This window comes from Glaciimonas soli (assembly GCF_009497155.1).
GTDB lineage: Bacteria > Pseudomonadota > Gammaproteobacteria > Burkholderiales > Burkholderiaceae_D > Glaciimonas > Glaciimonas soli.
The window spans coordinates 938,727-954,878 of sequence record NZ_WINI01000001.1; the positions used below are offsets into that span (position 1 = coordinate 938,727).

A 16,152-nucleotide genomic window follows, 5' to 3' on the forward strand; every position below is an offset into this window, starting at 1 on the left:
AATCATCACTATTTTTGATACCTACTACAACTAACTGACTATCTTCTTACCATCAGAAGAATTTGTAGTTAGCACGAACGAAGAACGCGCGTCCGATTGGGTCTGAGTAACGTGCGTCGTAACCGTATTGGAAGTTATCCGTTACGTTACTAGGCTGTGGCATGGTGTTGAACAGATTTTTGATACCTGCAGTCAAAGTCAAGTTCCTGAAGCCTGTATAAGTGCCAGAGGCGTTATACAGTGTGTATGAACCTACATGATGATTAGCAAAGCCAGGAGTCACATTCAAATTTTCATCCTGATAACCGGTTTGGAATGATTGTTGAACGACAGCACTCCAAGGACCTCGGCTCCAGGTCGCTGTAGCTGTATGCTTCCAACGGAAAATCACTGATGCATTGGAGTAAACAGCCAAATTATTAATGTATTGACCGCCAGCTTCAGTCTGGTAGTCATACTTCATCACATAAGTACCGTCCAGAGCCAATCCAAAATTGCCCCAATCGGTCTTAGCACTACGCCATGCAAATCCAAAGTCGATACCATTCGTTTTGGTATTTCCTAAGTTGTAATTGGTATCAAGCACATACTCCAAAGCGCCTGTCACTGGATTACGAACGTACAAATTGGCGTACTTAATAGGATTAGCAAAAATATCCGCTTCAGGAATCACTGACACTTGATTCTTCAGTTGGATATTCCAGTAATCGATAGACATCGTCACATTCTTCACAGGCTCAAATACTGTACCCAAAGTAAATGTTGTTGATTTCTCTGGTTGCAGATTTGGGTTACCGCCTTGCAATTTATAAAATTGCTGATTACAAGCTTGCGCAGCATTCGCACCTGGAATGGCTACACCGCCTGGGCATAAGGTCGGGTCATTGTAAGACGATTGTGTAAATGTCTTGCTTTGCGGATCATTGAGTTCATACAAACTTGGCGCGCGGAAACCAGTGCTATACGAAGTTCTGAACAGCAATTGTTCCATAGGCTGAAAACGCAATGCAATCTTCGGATTGAAAGTACCACCGGCATCACTGTAATGGTCGTAACGTGCCGCCAGTTGCATATCCAGATTCTTGACGATAGGCACGCTAAGTTCAGTAAATACAGCGCCAACGTTGCGACTACCTGCCGCATTTTGCGCGTCGGCACCACCAGTACTAGCATCCAGACTAGCCAATGGTTGATGCACATCGTATGAAGCACTTTCATGCCGTGCTTCAGCACCGATCGCAAAGCCTAAGTCTCCAGCAGGCAAAGTAGCGATACTACGACTTGCGGTGAAATCCAGCGTTTCTGTTTGTGTTTTTGCACTTTCATACACGCCCGACAGACCGGCTTGATTGAGTAACGCAGTACCCGCCGCAGTTTGTGGACCGAACGGATTGAGCGTGCCGTTCCAGAAACCCTCTCTGATCATACTGTTGTTGAGGTAACCGCCATTGAGTGAATCTTTGGCCGTGCTTTGCGCGTAAGCAGCACCGGTTTTATAGTCCCATCCTGCGACAGTACCATCCAACGCCACCAGGAAACGATCGCTGGCATTTTGAGATTCATTAACACGAGGACCGGCACTGTTTCCGCGCCATGTCAACGATAATGGGTTACCAGTAGTCGAGCCAGAAGCTGCATAAAACGGGCTGCTGCTGTTGATCGCGTAATCAGTCGCTGGGTCGCCGCTACCATCGCCAACCATTGGATCGGCTGCAATCGTAGTAGTAACTTTACTTTCTGAATGCAGATACTCGAACTTCAAATTATTATCTTCGTTCAGTTTGAAAGTAGCTTGACCAAGAAACGCCATCTCTACTGTCTTCGGCACAATCCCGATCACTGCCTGCGTGTTGTAACGGCAAAGATCGCCGGCACGAACAGAGTTTGCAAAATTACAGCCATTAGCAGCAGATGGATTACCCGATAGGCCTTCTGGCGACACTACATCAAACCAGTTAGCGATTGGGGCAAAACTACTAGCCTGATGCGTCCCTGTATTTGGGTTAACGCCACCATAGGAAGAGATCGCGCGTTGCGATGCCATTACCTGATTTTGTTTGTGATAGTCGAATGTACCCCAGACGTTATAGCCATCTGCATCCAAATCACCATAACCGCCTGAAATATTGACCCGTTGTTGCGCGCCGCCAGATTGCTGCGGCTCAAAGCCTTCCGCACTCAAGTTTAAGCCGCTGTATGAACGCTTGGTGATGAAGTTAATTACGCCACCAATCGCATCCGTACCGTAAATCGCCGATGCGCCATCGCGCAAAATTTCTACCCGATCCAAAGCAGCGATAGGGATGATATTCAAATCGACCGCAGTGCCATCGAACGCGGCATTCGCCAGGCGACGACCATTTAACAGCACCAGTGTATGACTTGCGCCCAGACCGCGTAAATCAGCAGCAGAACCAACCGATTTGCTCGAACCGACGTTTGATGAAGTTGTGTAAGAGGATTGATTAGAAGAAATCGTTTGCAGTGCTTCTTGTGCTGTAGTCACCCCAGCTTTGGCCAAATCTTCTGTTTTCATCACTGTCACTGGCAATGCGCCCTGTGCAGCAACACGTTTAATCGACGAACCGGTAATTTCTACCCGTTGCATCGCTGGTTCCGCTTTAGTTTCTGCTACTTTATTCTTTTGTACTTGCGCTGGTGCAGATGTATCAGTTGTACTTTGAGTTACTTCCTGAGCCATTACAGAATGCGTCATCAAACTTAAGCCAACTACTACGCCGCCTGAAAATAACTGGCGTAGCAACATTGACAATTTTCTTTCCACTATCATAGAATCTCCCCCGTTAATAGATCATGTATATGCTTTCGAGAATTGCTGCATAGCAAATTTTCTTTATTTGAAAAGCATTGTTTATGATAAACAATATTGTTTCAAATGGATACATAATGTTACGGTGAGAAATATATATGTTGGTTTAAGACACAAATATAATATTTAGTGATACAGTTAGATACATTGGGGGAAGTAAAATTAATCCACCAACATTAATATAGCAATGCTATTTATTTATTCCAGCATATTTAAATAAAAAAACGCCCAAAGATTACTCTTTGGGCGTTTAAATTATTACTTACAACAACTACATCATTGCCTTCTTTTCATTAGAAGAACTTATAGTTTGCACGAACAAAGAATGCACGACCGATTGGATCGTTATAACGCGCGTCGTAACCGTATTGGAAGTTATCCGTTACGTTACTAGGCTGTGGCCCAGTATTGAAAATGTTCTTGATACCGGCAGTCAAGGTTAGATTCTTGAAGCCTGTATAAGTACCGGATGCATTGAAAGTTTGATATGCGCCAACATGATGATTCACGAAGCCATCTGTTACGTTCTCATTCTCATCCTGATAACCTGTTTGGAATGTTTGCTGTACTACCGCATTCCATGGACCTTGGCTCCAATTCAATGTAGCCGTATGGCGCCAGCGGAAAATCGGGTTACCGTTAGAATAGACAGCTAAGTTATTGATGTATGGACCGCCAATTTCTGTCTGATACTCATACTTCGTAACGTAAGTACCATCCAGTGACAATCCAAATTTACCCCAATCCGTACGCGGGCCAGCCCAGGCAAAACCAAAGTCGAAACCTTGTGTTTTGGTGTTACCCAAGTTGTAATTGGTATCGATAACATAGTCCAAAGAACCATTTGGATTGCGAACATACAAGTTGGCATACTTGACCGGATCAGCAAAAATATCAGCCTCAGGAACCACTGAAACCTGATCCTTGATTTCGATATTAAAGTAATCAAGAGATATAGTCACACTCTTCACTGGCTCAAATACTGTACCCAAAGTAAATGTATTTGACTTCTCTGGTTTCAGATTTTCGTTACCGCCTTGCATTTTCATGAATTGCTGACCGCAAGCCTGTGATGCATTCGCACCTGGAATAGCGACGCCATTTGGACATTGCACTGGATCGTTATAAGACGAATTTGTGAACGTCAAGCCTTGCGGATCATGCAACTCATACAAACTTGGAGCGCGGAAACCTGTGCTATACGAACCACGGAACAGCAGACTATCCATAGGCTGCCAACGCAAGGCCACTTTGGGATTGAAAGTACCGCCTGCATCGCTGTAATGGTCGTAACGTGCCGCCAATTGCATATCCAGATTTTTTACAATAGGTACGTCCAGCTCAGAAAATATAGCACCTACGTTACGACTACCCGCTGTGCTAGTTCCTGGAGATGTACCAATACTTGAATCCGCAGCAGCAAGCACATCATTTACATCATACTCAGCAGTTTCATGACGTACTTCAGCACCGATCGCAAAGCCTAAGTCACCGGCTGGCAAAGTGGCAATAGTACGACTTGCTGTGAAATCAAGGGACTCAGTTTTTGTGACGGCGCTTTCATAAGTACCGTACAGATCTGCCGCGTTGAGGTATGCAGTACCTGCAGCGTTCTGCGCGCCAAATGGGTTAATAATGCCGTCCCAGAGTCCAGCCCTGATCGCGCTATTGTCAAAATAGCCGCCATTGAGGTCATCCCACGCCTTACTTTGAGCAAAAACAGCGCCGGTTTTATAATCCCAACCTGCAATAGTGCCATCCAAGGCCGCTACAAAGCGATCTGTAGTATTGTTGGCTTGATTCATACGCTGACCACCAGCAACGCTACGCCAGGTCACTGACAACGGGTTGCCTGTAGTAGAACCAGAAGCTGCATAATATGGGCTGCTGCTGTTGATCACAGTGTCAGTCGCAGGATTACCGCTAAAATCACCTACCTGCGGTTCGCCAGCAATTAAGGTATTTACTTTACTTTGAGAATGCAGATACTCAAACGACAAATTATTATCTTCGTTCAGCTTGATAGTGGCACGACCAAGAACTGAGATCTCTTCTGTGTCTGGCACAATGGCGATTGTTTGCTGCGAGTTATAACGGCAAGCAGTACCGGCTACAACACCATGCGCAAAGTTACAACCGCTGGCATTAGCAGGATTTCCCTCAGCGCCTGTCACAGTATCAAACCAGTTAGCGACTGGCGAGAAACTACTAGCTTCTGTCGTACCAGTATTTGGATTAACACCACCCGCAGATGAAATAGCGCGGTTAGATCCCAACACTTGGCTTTGTTTGTGATAATCGACTGTACCCCAGACGTTCCAACCATCTGCATCCAGATCACCGTAACCACCAGAAACGTTAACCCGTTTTTCAGAGCCACCTTTTTGCTGTGGATCGATACCTTCTGCGCTGACATTCAAGCCGGTGTACGATTTTTTAGTGATGAAGTTAATCACGCCACCAATCGCATCTGTACCGTAAATCGCAGAAGCGCCATCACGCAACACTTCAATACGATCCAAAGCACCAATCGGGATAATGTTCAAATCGACGGAAGAACCATCAAATGCGGCATTTGCCAAACGTCGGCCATTTAACAGCACCAATGTATGGTTAGCACCCAAGCCGCGCAAGTCAGCTGAAGAACCGGCTGTTTTACTTGTACCAACGTTTGATGAAGTTGTGAAAGATGTTTGGTTAGCCGAAAGTGTTTGCAGCGCTTCTTCTGCAGTAGTTACACCGGTCTTGGCCAAATCTTCAACCTTCATCACAGTCACTGGCAATGCGCTCTGCGATGCTACGCGGCGAATCGACGAACCAGTGATTTCCACCCGTTGCATACTTGGATCTGGTTTTTGTACTGCTGCTGGTGCTGCTGGTGCTGCTGGTGCTGTTTGCGTACCATCAGCTTGAGCTAATAATACTGGTTGTGCTACTGTCCCCTGCGCTTGGATTTGCGAGCTGGCTGCTTGCGCCTGGACTTCTTGCGCTAATACAGAATGCGCCATCAATCCCAAACCAACAGCCATACCGCCTGAAAACATCAGCCGTAGTGACTTTGACAATCCCCGTTCCTTCATCATATACAACTCCCTGTGGGTAAAAAAATAGTGATGAGTCAAGCTTTATAATTTGCGTTACTTTATTTGTATTACTTACCTTGTTACTACTATCGCCTTTTTGGTGCATTGCACAAAATATTCTTCTATATATTCTGATAAAGGAAAATTTTCTGCTTTAAATTGCCCAATCGACAAATGGTAATTTTGATAGCTGTTAAATATTAACCACCAACAACATTCCCAAGAGCAATAGAGCAATAAGCATGCCACATGAAAATCGTTCGCCATCAGAGGTAAGTTTTATCTTCAAAAGCGACACACCCACTTTTTTATTCCCACAAGAAATAGGATGTAATCTATTGTTTATTAAGTCCTTTTTGTTGTGATTTTCTGTAACACCACTGTCATAAAAAAACGCGCTATGCGAAACAATTTTGAGAAAAAGATAAGCATCACATATTGATATGCGTTTTTTGAGGCTGCACCAAACTGTGCACTGCCCTGCACAAGAATGGTTTTAAATCCAGCAACTCTGCTTCAAACCCAGCAGATTTAAGCAAAAAATCGGGACTGCGATTGAAATTGCGGCGGCAGTGACGACTAAAGCTATAGAAATAACTGCTTGTCCCTACACAGGTTTGCACACACCAAAGAACCATTACTCGCCTAGTGTTCAATTCCGTGCAGTCACTCCCCCTCACCCGCCAACAACCAAGAAGAGCAAGTCGCATTGCACCAATTTGACTGGTAACTACCGAGTAAATAGATCTGATGAGCGAGTAGATAGATATAAACCTCATAACCAATCTGATTTCCACGACCCACTATCGCCGGCGGGAGCGCTTGCGCACGGAAGAAAAGCTTTTTTGATACCCGTCGTGATCACAAACCTTTTTGCCCAGTCATCCTGATCTGCTCTGCATTGGTTTGAGCATTTAAATATCAGCTCAATGCGAACTCATATTCCCTATCGGCGTTTTCAACATAAAAATTTAAGCCCGGACTATGTCTTAATGGCCCACACGTAAAAGACCGATTTTATTGCCGAAAAATACAATGGGATTAGAACGTTGGAATCTTGCAAAAGCAATAAGCATGCCAAATGGAAATAGTTGCTTATTATGGTGTATCCTTTAGCCATAAAAATGGATAATTGCGTATATTTAACGCAAATTTAGACCGTAACCCATTGTTTATTAAAGGTTTTCCTTGTAATTCTCTGTAACACAACTGTCATGCAGTTGTCATATAAAGCTATAACAAAGGTTGTGAAAGATGCAAATTCCAAATCGTCTTACGAAATTTTTACTTGCACCAATCTGCGCATTGCTCTGCACAATGGTGGTACCAAACACAGCAACAGCTGCATCAAACCCAGCAGACCCCAATAAGGTAATTCACTGGGCGGTTGAAGCGCCTGACGATGGTCTCGATATGGTGAAGACCGTCAATTACTACTCTGGCGTATTCGCTGAGTCGATCTTTGAAACTTTGTTGACCTATGATTATTTGGCGCGTCCCGCCAAACTAATTCCAGGCACGGCGGAGGCAATGCCGGAAGTGTCTAACAGTGGACGCACTTATGTGATCCATATCAAAAAAGGCATTTACTTTGCCCCCGACCCAGCCTTCAAAGGCGTGCGGCGCGAACTGACGGCGCAAGACTATGCCTACACATTTAAGCGCTTCGTTGACCCGCAAAACCGCTCTCCCGCCGCCGGCCTGCTGGAGGGAAAAATCGTCGGCATGGATGCGCTGGAAAAACAAGCCAAGAAAACCGGCAAGTTTGATTACGATGCGCCAGTAGAAGGTCTGCAAACGCCTGATCGCTATACATTGCGCATCACCCTCAACCAACCTGATTACGACTTTCTCTACGTGTTAGCGTTTACTGCTTACGGCGCGCAAGCGCGCGAAGCAGTTGATTTCTATGGCGCGCTGACCAACGTGCATCCAGTCGGTACCGGGCCTTATATGTTGTCGCAATATGTCCCGCGCAGTAAAATCGTGCTGGTCGCCAATCCGGAATACCGTGGCTTTACATGGGATTTCAAATCGTCCGGCGGTGAAGATGCAGCGTACGACAAGCAATTGATTAAAGACATGCAAGGCAAGAAAATGCCACAAGTCGGTCGCGTCGAAATCAATATTATCGAAGAAGAACAATCACGCTGGCTGGCATTTCAAGGGAAGCAACTGGATTTCGACAAATTGCCAGAATCAGTTGCTCCCAAAGTAATGAATGGCACCGCATTAAAGCCTGAATTTACCGATCAAAATATCGGCCTGTATCGCCAGGCCGAGCCAGAACTAACCTATACCTACTTCAATTATCACGATCCTGTCGTCGGTGGCACCAGCCTGGAAAAAAATGCTTTGCGCCGCGCTATTGCCATGTCCTATAACACCAGACAAGAAATAAGTCTGATACGCAATAATCAGGCAGCTGAAGCACAAATGATGATACCGGTGGGCGTCGTTGGCCATGATCCCGACTATCGTCGCAGTTATGGCTATGACATTGATCTGGCCAACAAGCTGTTGGATCATTTTGGCTATAAGCGTGGAGCCGATGGCTATCGCACAACCCCGGACGGTAAACCGCTGATGATCAAAATTGCATCACAACCTTCCGCCAAAGACCAGTCTTATGCAGAAATATGGAAACAGGGCCTGGACAAAATCGGCATCCGCGTCGATTTTGTCGTCAGTAATTTTGCCGACAATCTGAAAGCGGCAACTGAGTGCAAACTGATGATATGGAACAGCGCCTGGATCGCTGACTTTCCGGAGGGCGATAACTTCATGCAGTTGCTATACGGACCCAATACCGGTCAAGGTAACAATGGTTGCTACACTTCTGATGCCTTCGATGCGCTGTACGTGAAAGCCAGAGCCACTCCACCCGGTCCGGAACGCAATGCAATTTATCTCCAGATGAATCGCCAAATGGAAGCGGATACTGCTGTACTGACACAAGTATCGCGCACCAGAAGCTGGTTAATCCGCCCATGGGTGAAAGGATTCAAACAGCATCCGATCTTGCATCAGAATTGGCAATATCTGGATGTGGAAAAGCACTAAGTAAGAATCTGTCATCATTTTTCTAAATCACCTACATTCCTGACATAGCGGGAATGTAGGTCACCCCTCCCCTCCGTTTTTACCAAAACGACATGGTTGGTGTTTTGTCAGAAAAATTGCAATAAATACGCAAATAGATCTGAGAAAGCGCAAATAATCACACATTAGTGATCTGGCACGATGTTTGCTCATTAATGCTTTGCATGATCAAAACCCAACACATAATAAAAGTCCGGAGATAGAGAAACAATGAGTTCGACGTTGAATTTGCCTAGGTTGTACCGGTTGGCCATTGCTTGTTTCTCAATTAGCATAGTCTGCTCTCCTTTCTCGCCCCTGTTACAGTCTGCACAGGCTGCTGCAATATCACCAGCAGATCCGGCAAAAGTGCTGCATGTGGCGTTTGAAGCTGCAGATGATGGTTTTGACATGGTTCGTGGCAATAACAACCTGTATTCGACTTGGGTTGGCGGTGCTATCTACGACTCAATGTTGAATTATGATTATCTGGCGCGCCCTGCCAAACTGGTTCCTAATACAGTAGAGGCCATGCCAGAGATCAGCAGCGACGGTATGACATATACCTTCCATCTCAAAAAAGGTATTTTCTTTACGCCAGACCCTGCCTTCAATGGCAAACCACGCGAGTTAACAGCGCAGGATTATGCTTACTCGATCGAACGTGTGCTTGATCCCAAAAATCGCTCACCGCAAGCCAGTACCTTTGAAAATAAAATTGTAGGTCTTGATGACAGAGTGGCATTAGCCAAAAAAACCGGCAAATTCGATTACGACACACCGATCGCAGGTTTTGAAATACCTGATCGCTATACCTTGCGCATTCATTTGACCCGGATTGATCAAGAGTTTCTTTACTTCATCGCCCATCCAGCTGCTGGTGCCGTGGCGCGTGAAGTAATCGAAAAATACGGTGATGACACTGGTAGACACCCCGTCGGCACTGGCCCTTATATGTTGTCGTCCTATGTCCCGCGTAGCAAAATCACTTTGGTCGCTAACCCTGACTATCGCGGCTTTATCTGGAATTTCAAATCTTCTGGCGGCGCTGAAGAAGCGTGGGATAAGAGAGTCATCAAAGAAATGCAAGGCAAAAAAATGCCGCAAATCGGTCGCGTGGAAATCAACATCATTGAAGAAGAACAGCCACGCTGGTTAGCTTTTGAAAGTGGTCAGCTTGATATTGGTACCGTGACTGGCAGTTCGGTTAAAAACGTGTTGGATGACCAAAACAAACTTTTACCAAAATATGCCGATAAAGGCATTCAACTACATCGCTATCTGGCACCAGAAATTGTGCATACGGTATTCAATATGCAAGACCCGGTCATTGGTGGCTACACCAATGAAAAAATTGCGCTGCGCCGTGCCATTGCCATGGCATATAACCTTAATGAGGAAATCAATCTGATCCGCTATGGTCAAGCCGTTAAAGCGCAATCGGAAATTACCCCCGGGATTGCTGGCTTCGATCCGAGCTACCGTACTAGCACGGTTTACGACCCTGATTTAGCAAATAAACTGCTGGATTACTTCAAATACAAAAGAGGCGCAGATGGTTACCGCACGCTGCCAGACGGCAAACCGCTGGTAGTTAAAATTTCCTCGTCACCGTCTTCTACAGATCAAGCCACGATGGAAATTTGGAAACGCTCACTAGATAAAATTGGCATTCGTACCGATTTCCCAGTCAATAATTTCGCCGACAGTCTAAAAGCGGCTACTGACTGCAAGCTAATGATGTGGTCTTTGGGCGGTGCAGCTGGTGTACCTGATGCCTTTGATTTCATGGAATCTTTTTACGGCCCAAATGTTCAGCAAGGTAATCTGAGTTGCTATAAGTCCGCTGCATTCGATAGCACTTATGACAAAGCCAGACTGATGCCTGATGGTCCAGAGCGGACCGTCCTGCTTAATCAATTGAATCGGCAATTAGAAGCAGATACTCCTGTGTTTACGGAGCTATGGCGCTATCGGAACTGGGTATTTCAACCATGGGTGCTGGGTTTTAAAGCACACCCGATTACCTTCTCAAATTGGCAGTATCTGGATATAGCAAAACACTAATGAGCAGTCACAAAACATATAAAGAAATGCCTAGCATGCATCAATACGGAGAAAAGAAATCAATGAAATCAACATGGTTACGCGGGCTACTTAGTTCCAGCCTTTCAGCCTGCTTCGCTACCAGTCTGTTATTGGCACCACTGCAAGCAGCGCATGCAGGCACCAATCCAGCTGATCCAAACAAAGTATTGCGCTTCGTTTTCGTCGCACAGGAAACGGGCTTCGATCCTGCCATTACGCGTGATCTGTATTCAGCCATCATCGTGCAGTCGGTATTTGAAACACTGTACACCTACGACTATATGGCGCGTCCTGCCAAACTGGTTCCGCTGACCGCCGCAGCCCTGCCGGAAGTGTCGGACGATGGCAAAACCTATACGATCAGACTCAAAAAAGGGATTTACTTTGCGGATGATCCTGTCTTTGGCGGTAAAAAACGTGAATTGACGATGGCCGATTACGTCTATTCGTATAAACGTATTTTCGATCCTAAACTCAGCTCACCGCATACCTGGTTATTTGAGGGGAAAATTGAAGGTCTGGATGAACTGGCAGCGCAAGCCAAGAAAACCGGCAACATGGATTACGACACCAATATTCCCGGCTTGGAATTGGTGGATAAATACACTTTGCGCATCCATTTGAAGCAACCTGACTTCAACCTCGGCATGATATTGGCGCATGAGCCAACCAGCGCTGTTGCCCGTGAAGTGGTCGATAAATACGGTGACGCACAACACATGGTGATGGCACATCCGGTTGGGACTGGTCCTTATATTCTGTCGAATTGGGTACGTGGTTCCCGCATGACCTTGACCGCCAATCCAGTTTTCCGTGGCTCGATCTGGGATTTTAAAGCCGGAACAGATCCTGAAGATCAAAAAATCGTTGCCGAATTAAAAGGCAAGCCAATGCCACAAATCGGCCGCATCGAAATCAAGGTGATGGAAGAAGATCAATCGCGTTTGCTGGCCTTCCAAAAGGACGAACTTGATCTGGCTGAAATTCAAGGACCATTGGCGCCGCAAGTCATTTCAAACGGCAAATTGAAACCTGAATTTGCTAATAAAGGCATACAACTATCGCGCACTACCGATCCGGAAATCAGTTATCCGTATTGGAATATGCAAGATCCTGTGGTCGGTGGTTTTAGCAAAGAAAAAATTGCTTTGCGTCGCGCCATCGCCATGGCTTACAACGTCCGCGAAGAAATCAAAGTGGTCTGGAACGATGAAGCGATTCCGCTGGATTATCCTATCCCGCCAGGTATTGTCGGTTACGACCCTGATTACAAGAGCAGCATTCAATATGATCCGGATGTTGCCAATGCCTTGCTCGATAAATTCGGCTACAAAATCGGCTCAGATGGCTATCGCACGCTGCCAAACGGCAAACCGCTGATCATCACCTATAGCGCCTATACCAATTCTTTAGGCCAGCAACAGTCGGAGATGTGGAAAAAGACCTTTGATCGCATTCACATCCGTATGGGCAGCGACTTGAAACTGTTCCCGGATATTTTGAAAGCCGAGAAAGAATGCAAATTGCAATCACGTACAGCGCCGTGGATCGCTGACTTCCCTGATGGCGATAATTTCATGCAATTGTTCTACGGTCCGAACACGCATCAGAACAACAATGGCTGCGTTGCCATTCCTGAGTACGACAAGTTGTATGCCCAGACTCAACGCATGCCTGCCGGCCCGGAACGCGATGCTCTGTACCACAAAATGGTACGGATTCTGGAAGTCTATACACCAAGCATTCCAGGTTACGCCCGCTACCGCAATATGCTGGCGCAACCGCGTGTGATCGGCTACAAAAAGCATCCGATTTTGCATGCGGAGTGGATGTATTTTGATATTGATAAAACTAAGTAATGGATGAGTCGCCTCTCTCAAAAATGAGAGAGGTGTTTAAGAAAAATGAGAATTTAAATCATCAACACATTAACGAAAGAAATGCATGAAACGGTCATCATTTTTATCATCAACGATTTTACAAAACTTGCTACCAGCAACAACGGTGCTCTTGGTTCTGGCTGGCTACTCGACCTTTGCACAAAGTCAGGCAATCGAAGAGACTGCACAGCGTCCTTTGATCAAGTTATTAAAAGCCGAGCAAATCAAACCGCTATGCGACAGTTCGCTGGTTGATTTACGCAAGCAAGTCGCTGCCATCGAAAAATTACCGCCGGCACAAGCTGGTGACAGCGATAAAGTATTAACCGAGTGGAATAACCTGCAAATCAATATCGAGAATTTGCAAGGCCCGATGGATATCATGAGTAACGTTTCTCCTGATCCTAAAGTGCGCAGCGCAACTGAAGCCTGTTTAATCGATGCCAATAAATTTTCGACCGATCTGCTGCAAAACGAAAAGCTATATGCGCGTTTTAAAGCCATCGCACCTACCGATCCTGTTGAGCAGAAATTACGTCAAGACGTGTTGTACAACTTTGATGACACAGGTGTCTCTTTGCCGCCAGAAAAGCGCGAGCGTTTGAAAGTCATCCTCGATAAGCTGGAAGAGTTAAGCCAGACCTACGAGCGCAACATCCGTGACAACAACCAAAAAGTGTCTTTTACGCCTGACGAGATGAAGGGCATGCCTGCCGCCTATATGACGCAGCAGAAAAAAGATGCAAAAGGCAATTACCTGTTGGGTTTCGATTACCCTGCATACAAACCATTTATGGAATCGGCCGACAACAGCGAAGCACGTCGCCGTTACCAGATCGCTTTTACTAATCACGGCACACCAGCCAATTTGGATGTGTTAAAGCAAGCGATGGTATTGCGCCATGAAATGGCTGGCTTGTTCGATTTGCCTAGCTATGCTGATTTGGTACTGCGTCGCCGCATGGCAAAAACACCGCAAGCCGTTTATAAGTTCCTGGACGAAGTGCAAACAGCAGTCACGCCGCTAGAAATTAAAGAAATCGAAGACTTGCGCGCCTTTAAAGCGGAAACGCTCAAGACACCATTGGCAGATACCAAAATCGAACGTTGGGATGTCGAATACTGGCAGCAAAAATACAAGCAGCAGCATTACCAGATCGATCAGGAAGCATTGCGTCAATACTTCCCTACCGATGCCGCAGTACCTTGGATTTTGCACGTATCAGGTGCTTTATACGGCGTGGATTTTAAAGCCGTCAAAGTACCGGTCTGGAATAAAGACGTTAAGTATTTCGACGTGATCGACACAGCATCGAAAAAACGCATCGGTGGCGTTTATATGGACTTGTTCCCACGCGAAGGTAAATATGGCCACGCTGCAGCATGGGGCACACGCGGCGTCAGTACTATCGCAGGCCGTACGCCATTCTCCGTGTTGGTGACTAACTTTGATCGCAAAGGTTTGAACAGCGACGAGTTGGAAACACTGGTGCATGAATTTGGCCACTGCTTGCACGGCGTGCTATCCAATACCAAATATGTCAGCCAGGCAGGCACCAACGTCGAACTCGATTTTGTTGAAGCACCGTCGCAGATGTATGAAGAGTGGGCGCGTCGCAAAGAGTCCTTGCAACTGATTGCGGGTTTCTGCAAACCGGGCTGCCCTACGATCAGTGATGACATGCTGCAGCGTTTGAACGCGGTTCATAACTATGGTCGCGGCATGCGTTATGCGCGTCAGTTGCTGTACGCAAGCTATGACATGACTATCCACAATGATCAAGGCGCAACAGAAGATCCGTTAGCAGTCTGGGCAAAAATGGAAGGCGCAACACCGTTGGGTTACGTCCCTGGTACTGAATTCCCGGGACAGTTCGGCCATCTGATGGGCGGTTATGCTGCTGGATATTACGGCTACATGTGGTCGGAAGTATTGGCGCTAGATATGTTGTCGCGCTACAACGGCCACCTGATGAATCCTGAAGTCGGCCATTTATATCGCCAGACCATCTTGATGCGTGGAGCGGAAAGACCGGCTGAAGATATGGTAACTACCTTCCTCGGACGTAAGCCTAATAGCAAAGCGTTTTTCGATGAAATTAATGGCAAACGCATTCAGTAATTGATCAGTAACTAATCAGTAACTACTACGCCACAAAAGAGTACCTCTCCTCTCCCGCTTACGGGGAGGAGAAAACAAGTAACAGAACTATTAACTAAGCAATACCACAGTAAAACCAGGAAATACTATGCTCGCCTACATCCTCCGCCGCTTATGGCAAATGCTACCGACTATGCTCGGTGTCATCTTATTGGTCTTTTTCCTGTTCAATTGGGTCGGCGGTGATCCGGCTTATATTTTGGCCGGAAAAATGTCTAATCCAGAACAGATCGCCAATATCCGTGCCCAACTCGGTACTGATCAGCCGTATTACGTTCAGCTGTGGATCTTCATCAAACAGATCGCCACCTTCAATTTCGGCGCCAGCTGGAGCACAGGTGAAACCGTATCGCACGTCATCATGACGCGCCTTGGCCCATCGTTAACGGTGCTGATCCCATTGACGATTTTGGAAACACTATTTGCCGTTGCATTGGCTTTGGTCATCGCCTTCATGCGCGGCTCTATCATCGATCGTACTGTCATGATCGCTTGTACAGTCGGTATGTCGATCAGTATTTTGGTCTACATCATTTTGTTCCAATACTGGTTCGCCTACAAACTCAGCTTGTTCCCGGTGCAAGGCTGGGGCGATAGCTTCTGGCAAAACCTGTTTCACTATTCGACCTTACCGATACTGATTGGTTTGGTGGTCAGTATTGCGCCAAGTTTACGGCTGTATCGCACATTTGTACTTGATGAAGTCAATCAGGATTATGTTCGTACTGCGCGTGCCAAAGGTCTTTCGGAAAAACGGATTCTGTGGGTACATGTCTTGCGTAATGCCGCCATTCCTATCATCACCAATGTCATGTCTAACTTGCCAGCGCTGTTGATTGGTGCATTTTTGATCGAACGCTTCTTCTCTATTCCAGGTATTGGACGTGAAGTTATTCTGGCCGTTGAACGTAGTGATTTCCCTGTGATTAAAGCGATCACTGTGTATGTCGCTGCCGCCACCATGCTGTTTAATCTGTTGACTGACTTAATGTATCAAGCGGTTGATCCTCGGGTTCAGTTGAAATAAAG

7 protein-coding genes are annotated in these 16,152 nt (G+C 46.2%); 5 read left to right on the plus strand and 2 right to left on the minus strand.

Annotated elements, in window-relative coordinates; genetic code table 11:
* Positions 1–52: 52 nt before the first annotated feature.
* Together GEV47_RS04345 and GEV47_RS04350 are read right to left on the minus strand one after the other, a co-directional pair.
* Positions 53–2,791 carry a TonB-dependent receptor gene (locus tag GEV47_RS04345; RefSeq protein WP_153233443.1) on the minus strand — a complete coding sequence of 913 codons (2,739 nt, stop codon included), beginning with the start codon at positions 2,789–2,791 and terminating at the stop codon, positions 53–55.
* A 332-nt stretch (positions 2,792–3,123) separates the two neighbouring features.
* Entirely contained in the window at positions 3,124–5,895 is a 2,772-nt protein-coding gene (locus GEV47_RS04350; RefSeq protein ID WP_228124553.1) for a TonB-dependent receptor, read from the minus strand.
* Positions 5,896–7,230: 1,335 nt separating this feature from the next.
* On the opposite strand from GEV47_RS04350, the gene GEV47_RS04355 reads away from it, so the two are divergent.
* The 5 genes from GEV47_RS04355 (at position 7,231) to GEV47_RS04375 (ending at position 16,150) form a co-directional block, all read left to right on the plus strand.
* Positions 7,231–8,976, plus strand: coding sequence for an ABC transporter substrate-binding protein (locus GEV47_RS04355; RefSeq protein ID WP_228124554.1), 1,746 nt, complete (start codon positions 7,231–7,233; stop codon positions 8,974–8,976).
* A 249-nt stretch (positions 8,977–9,225) separates the two neighbouring features.
* Positions 9,226–11,061, plus strand: a complete 1,836-nt coding sequence (locus GEV47_RS04360; protein ID WP_153233446.1) for an ABC transporter substrate-binding protein — start codon at positions 9,226–9,228, stop codon at positions 11,059–11,061.
* Positions 11,062–11,123: 62 nt separating this feature from the next.
* Positions 11,124–12,941, plus strand: coding sequence for an ABC transporter substrate-binding protein (locus GEV47_RS04365; RefSeq protein WP_153233447.1), 1,818 nt, complete (start codon positions 11,124–11,126; stop codon positions 12,939–12,941).
* A gap of 85 nt (positions 12,942–13,026) precedes the next feature.
* On the plus strand, positions 13,027–15,084 hold the full coding sequence (locus tag GEV47_RS04370) for a M3 family metallopeptidase (RefSeq protein WP_153233448.1): 2,058 nt from the start codon (positions 13,027–13,029) through the stop codon (positions 15,082–15,084).
* Positions 15,085–15,211: 127 nt separating this feature from the next.
* Entirely contained in the window at positions 15,212–16,150 is a 939-nt protein-coding gene (locus tag GEV47_RS04375) for an ABC transporter permease (RefSeq protein WP_153233449.1), read from the plus strand.
* The last annotated feature ends 2 nt before the right edge of the window (positions 16,151–16,152 follow it).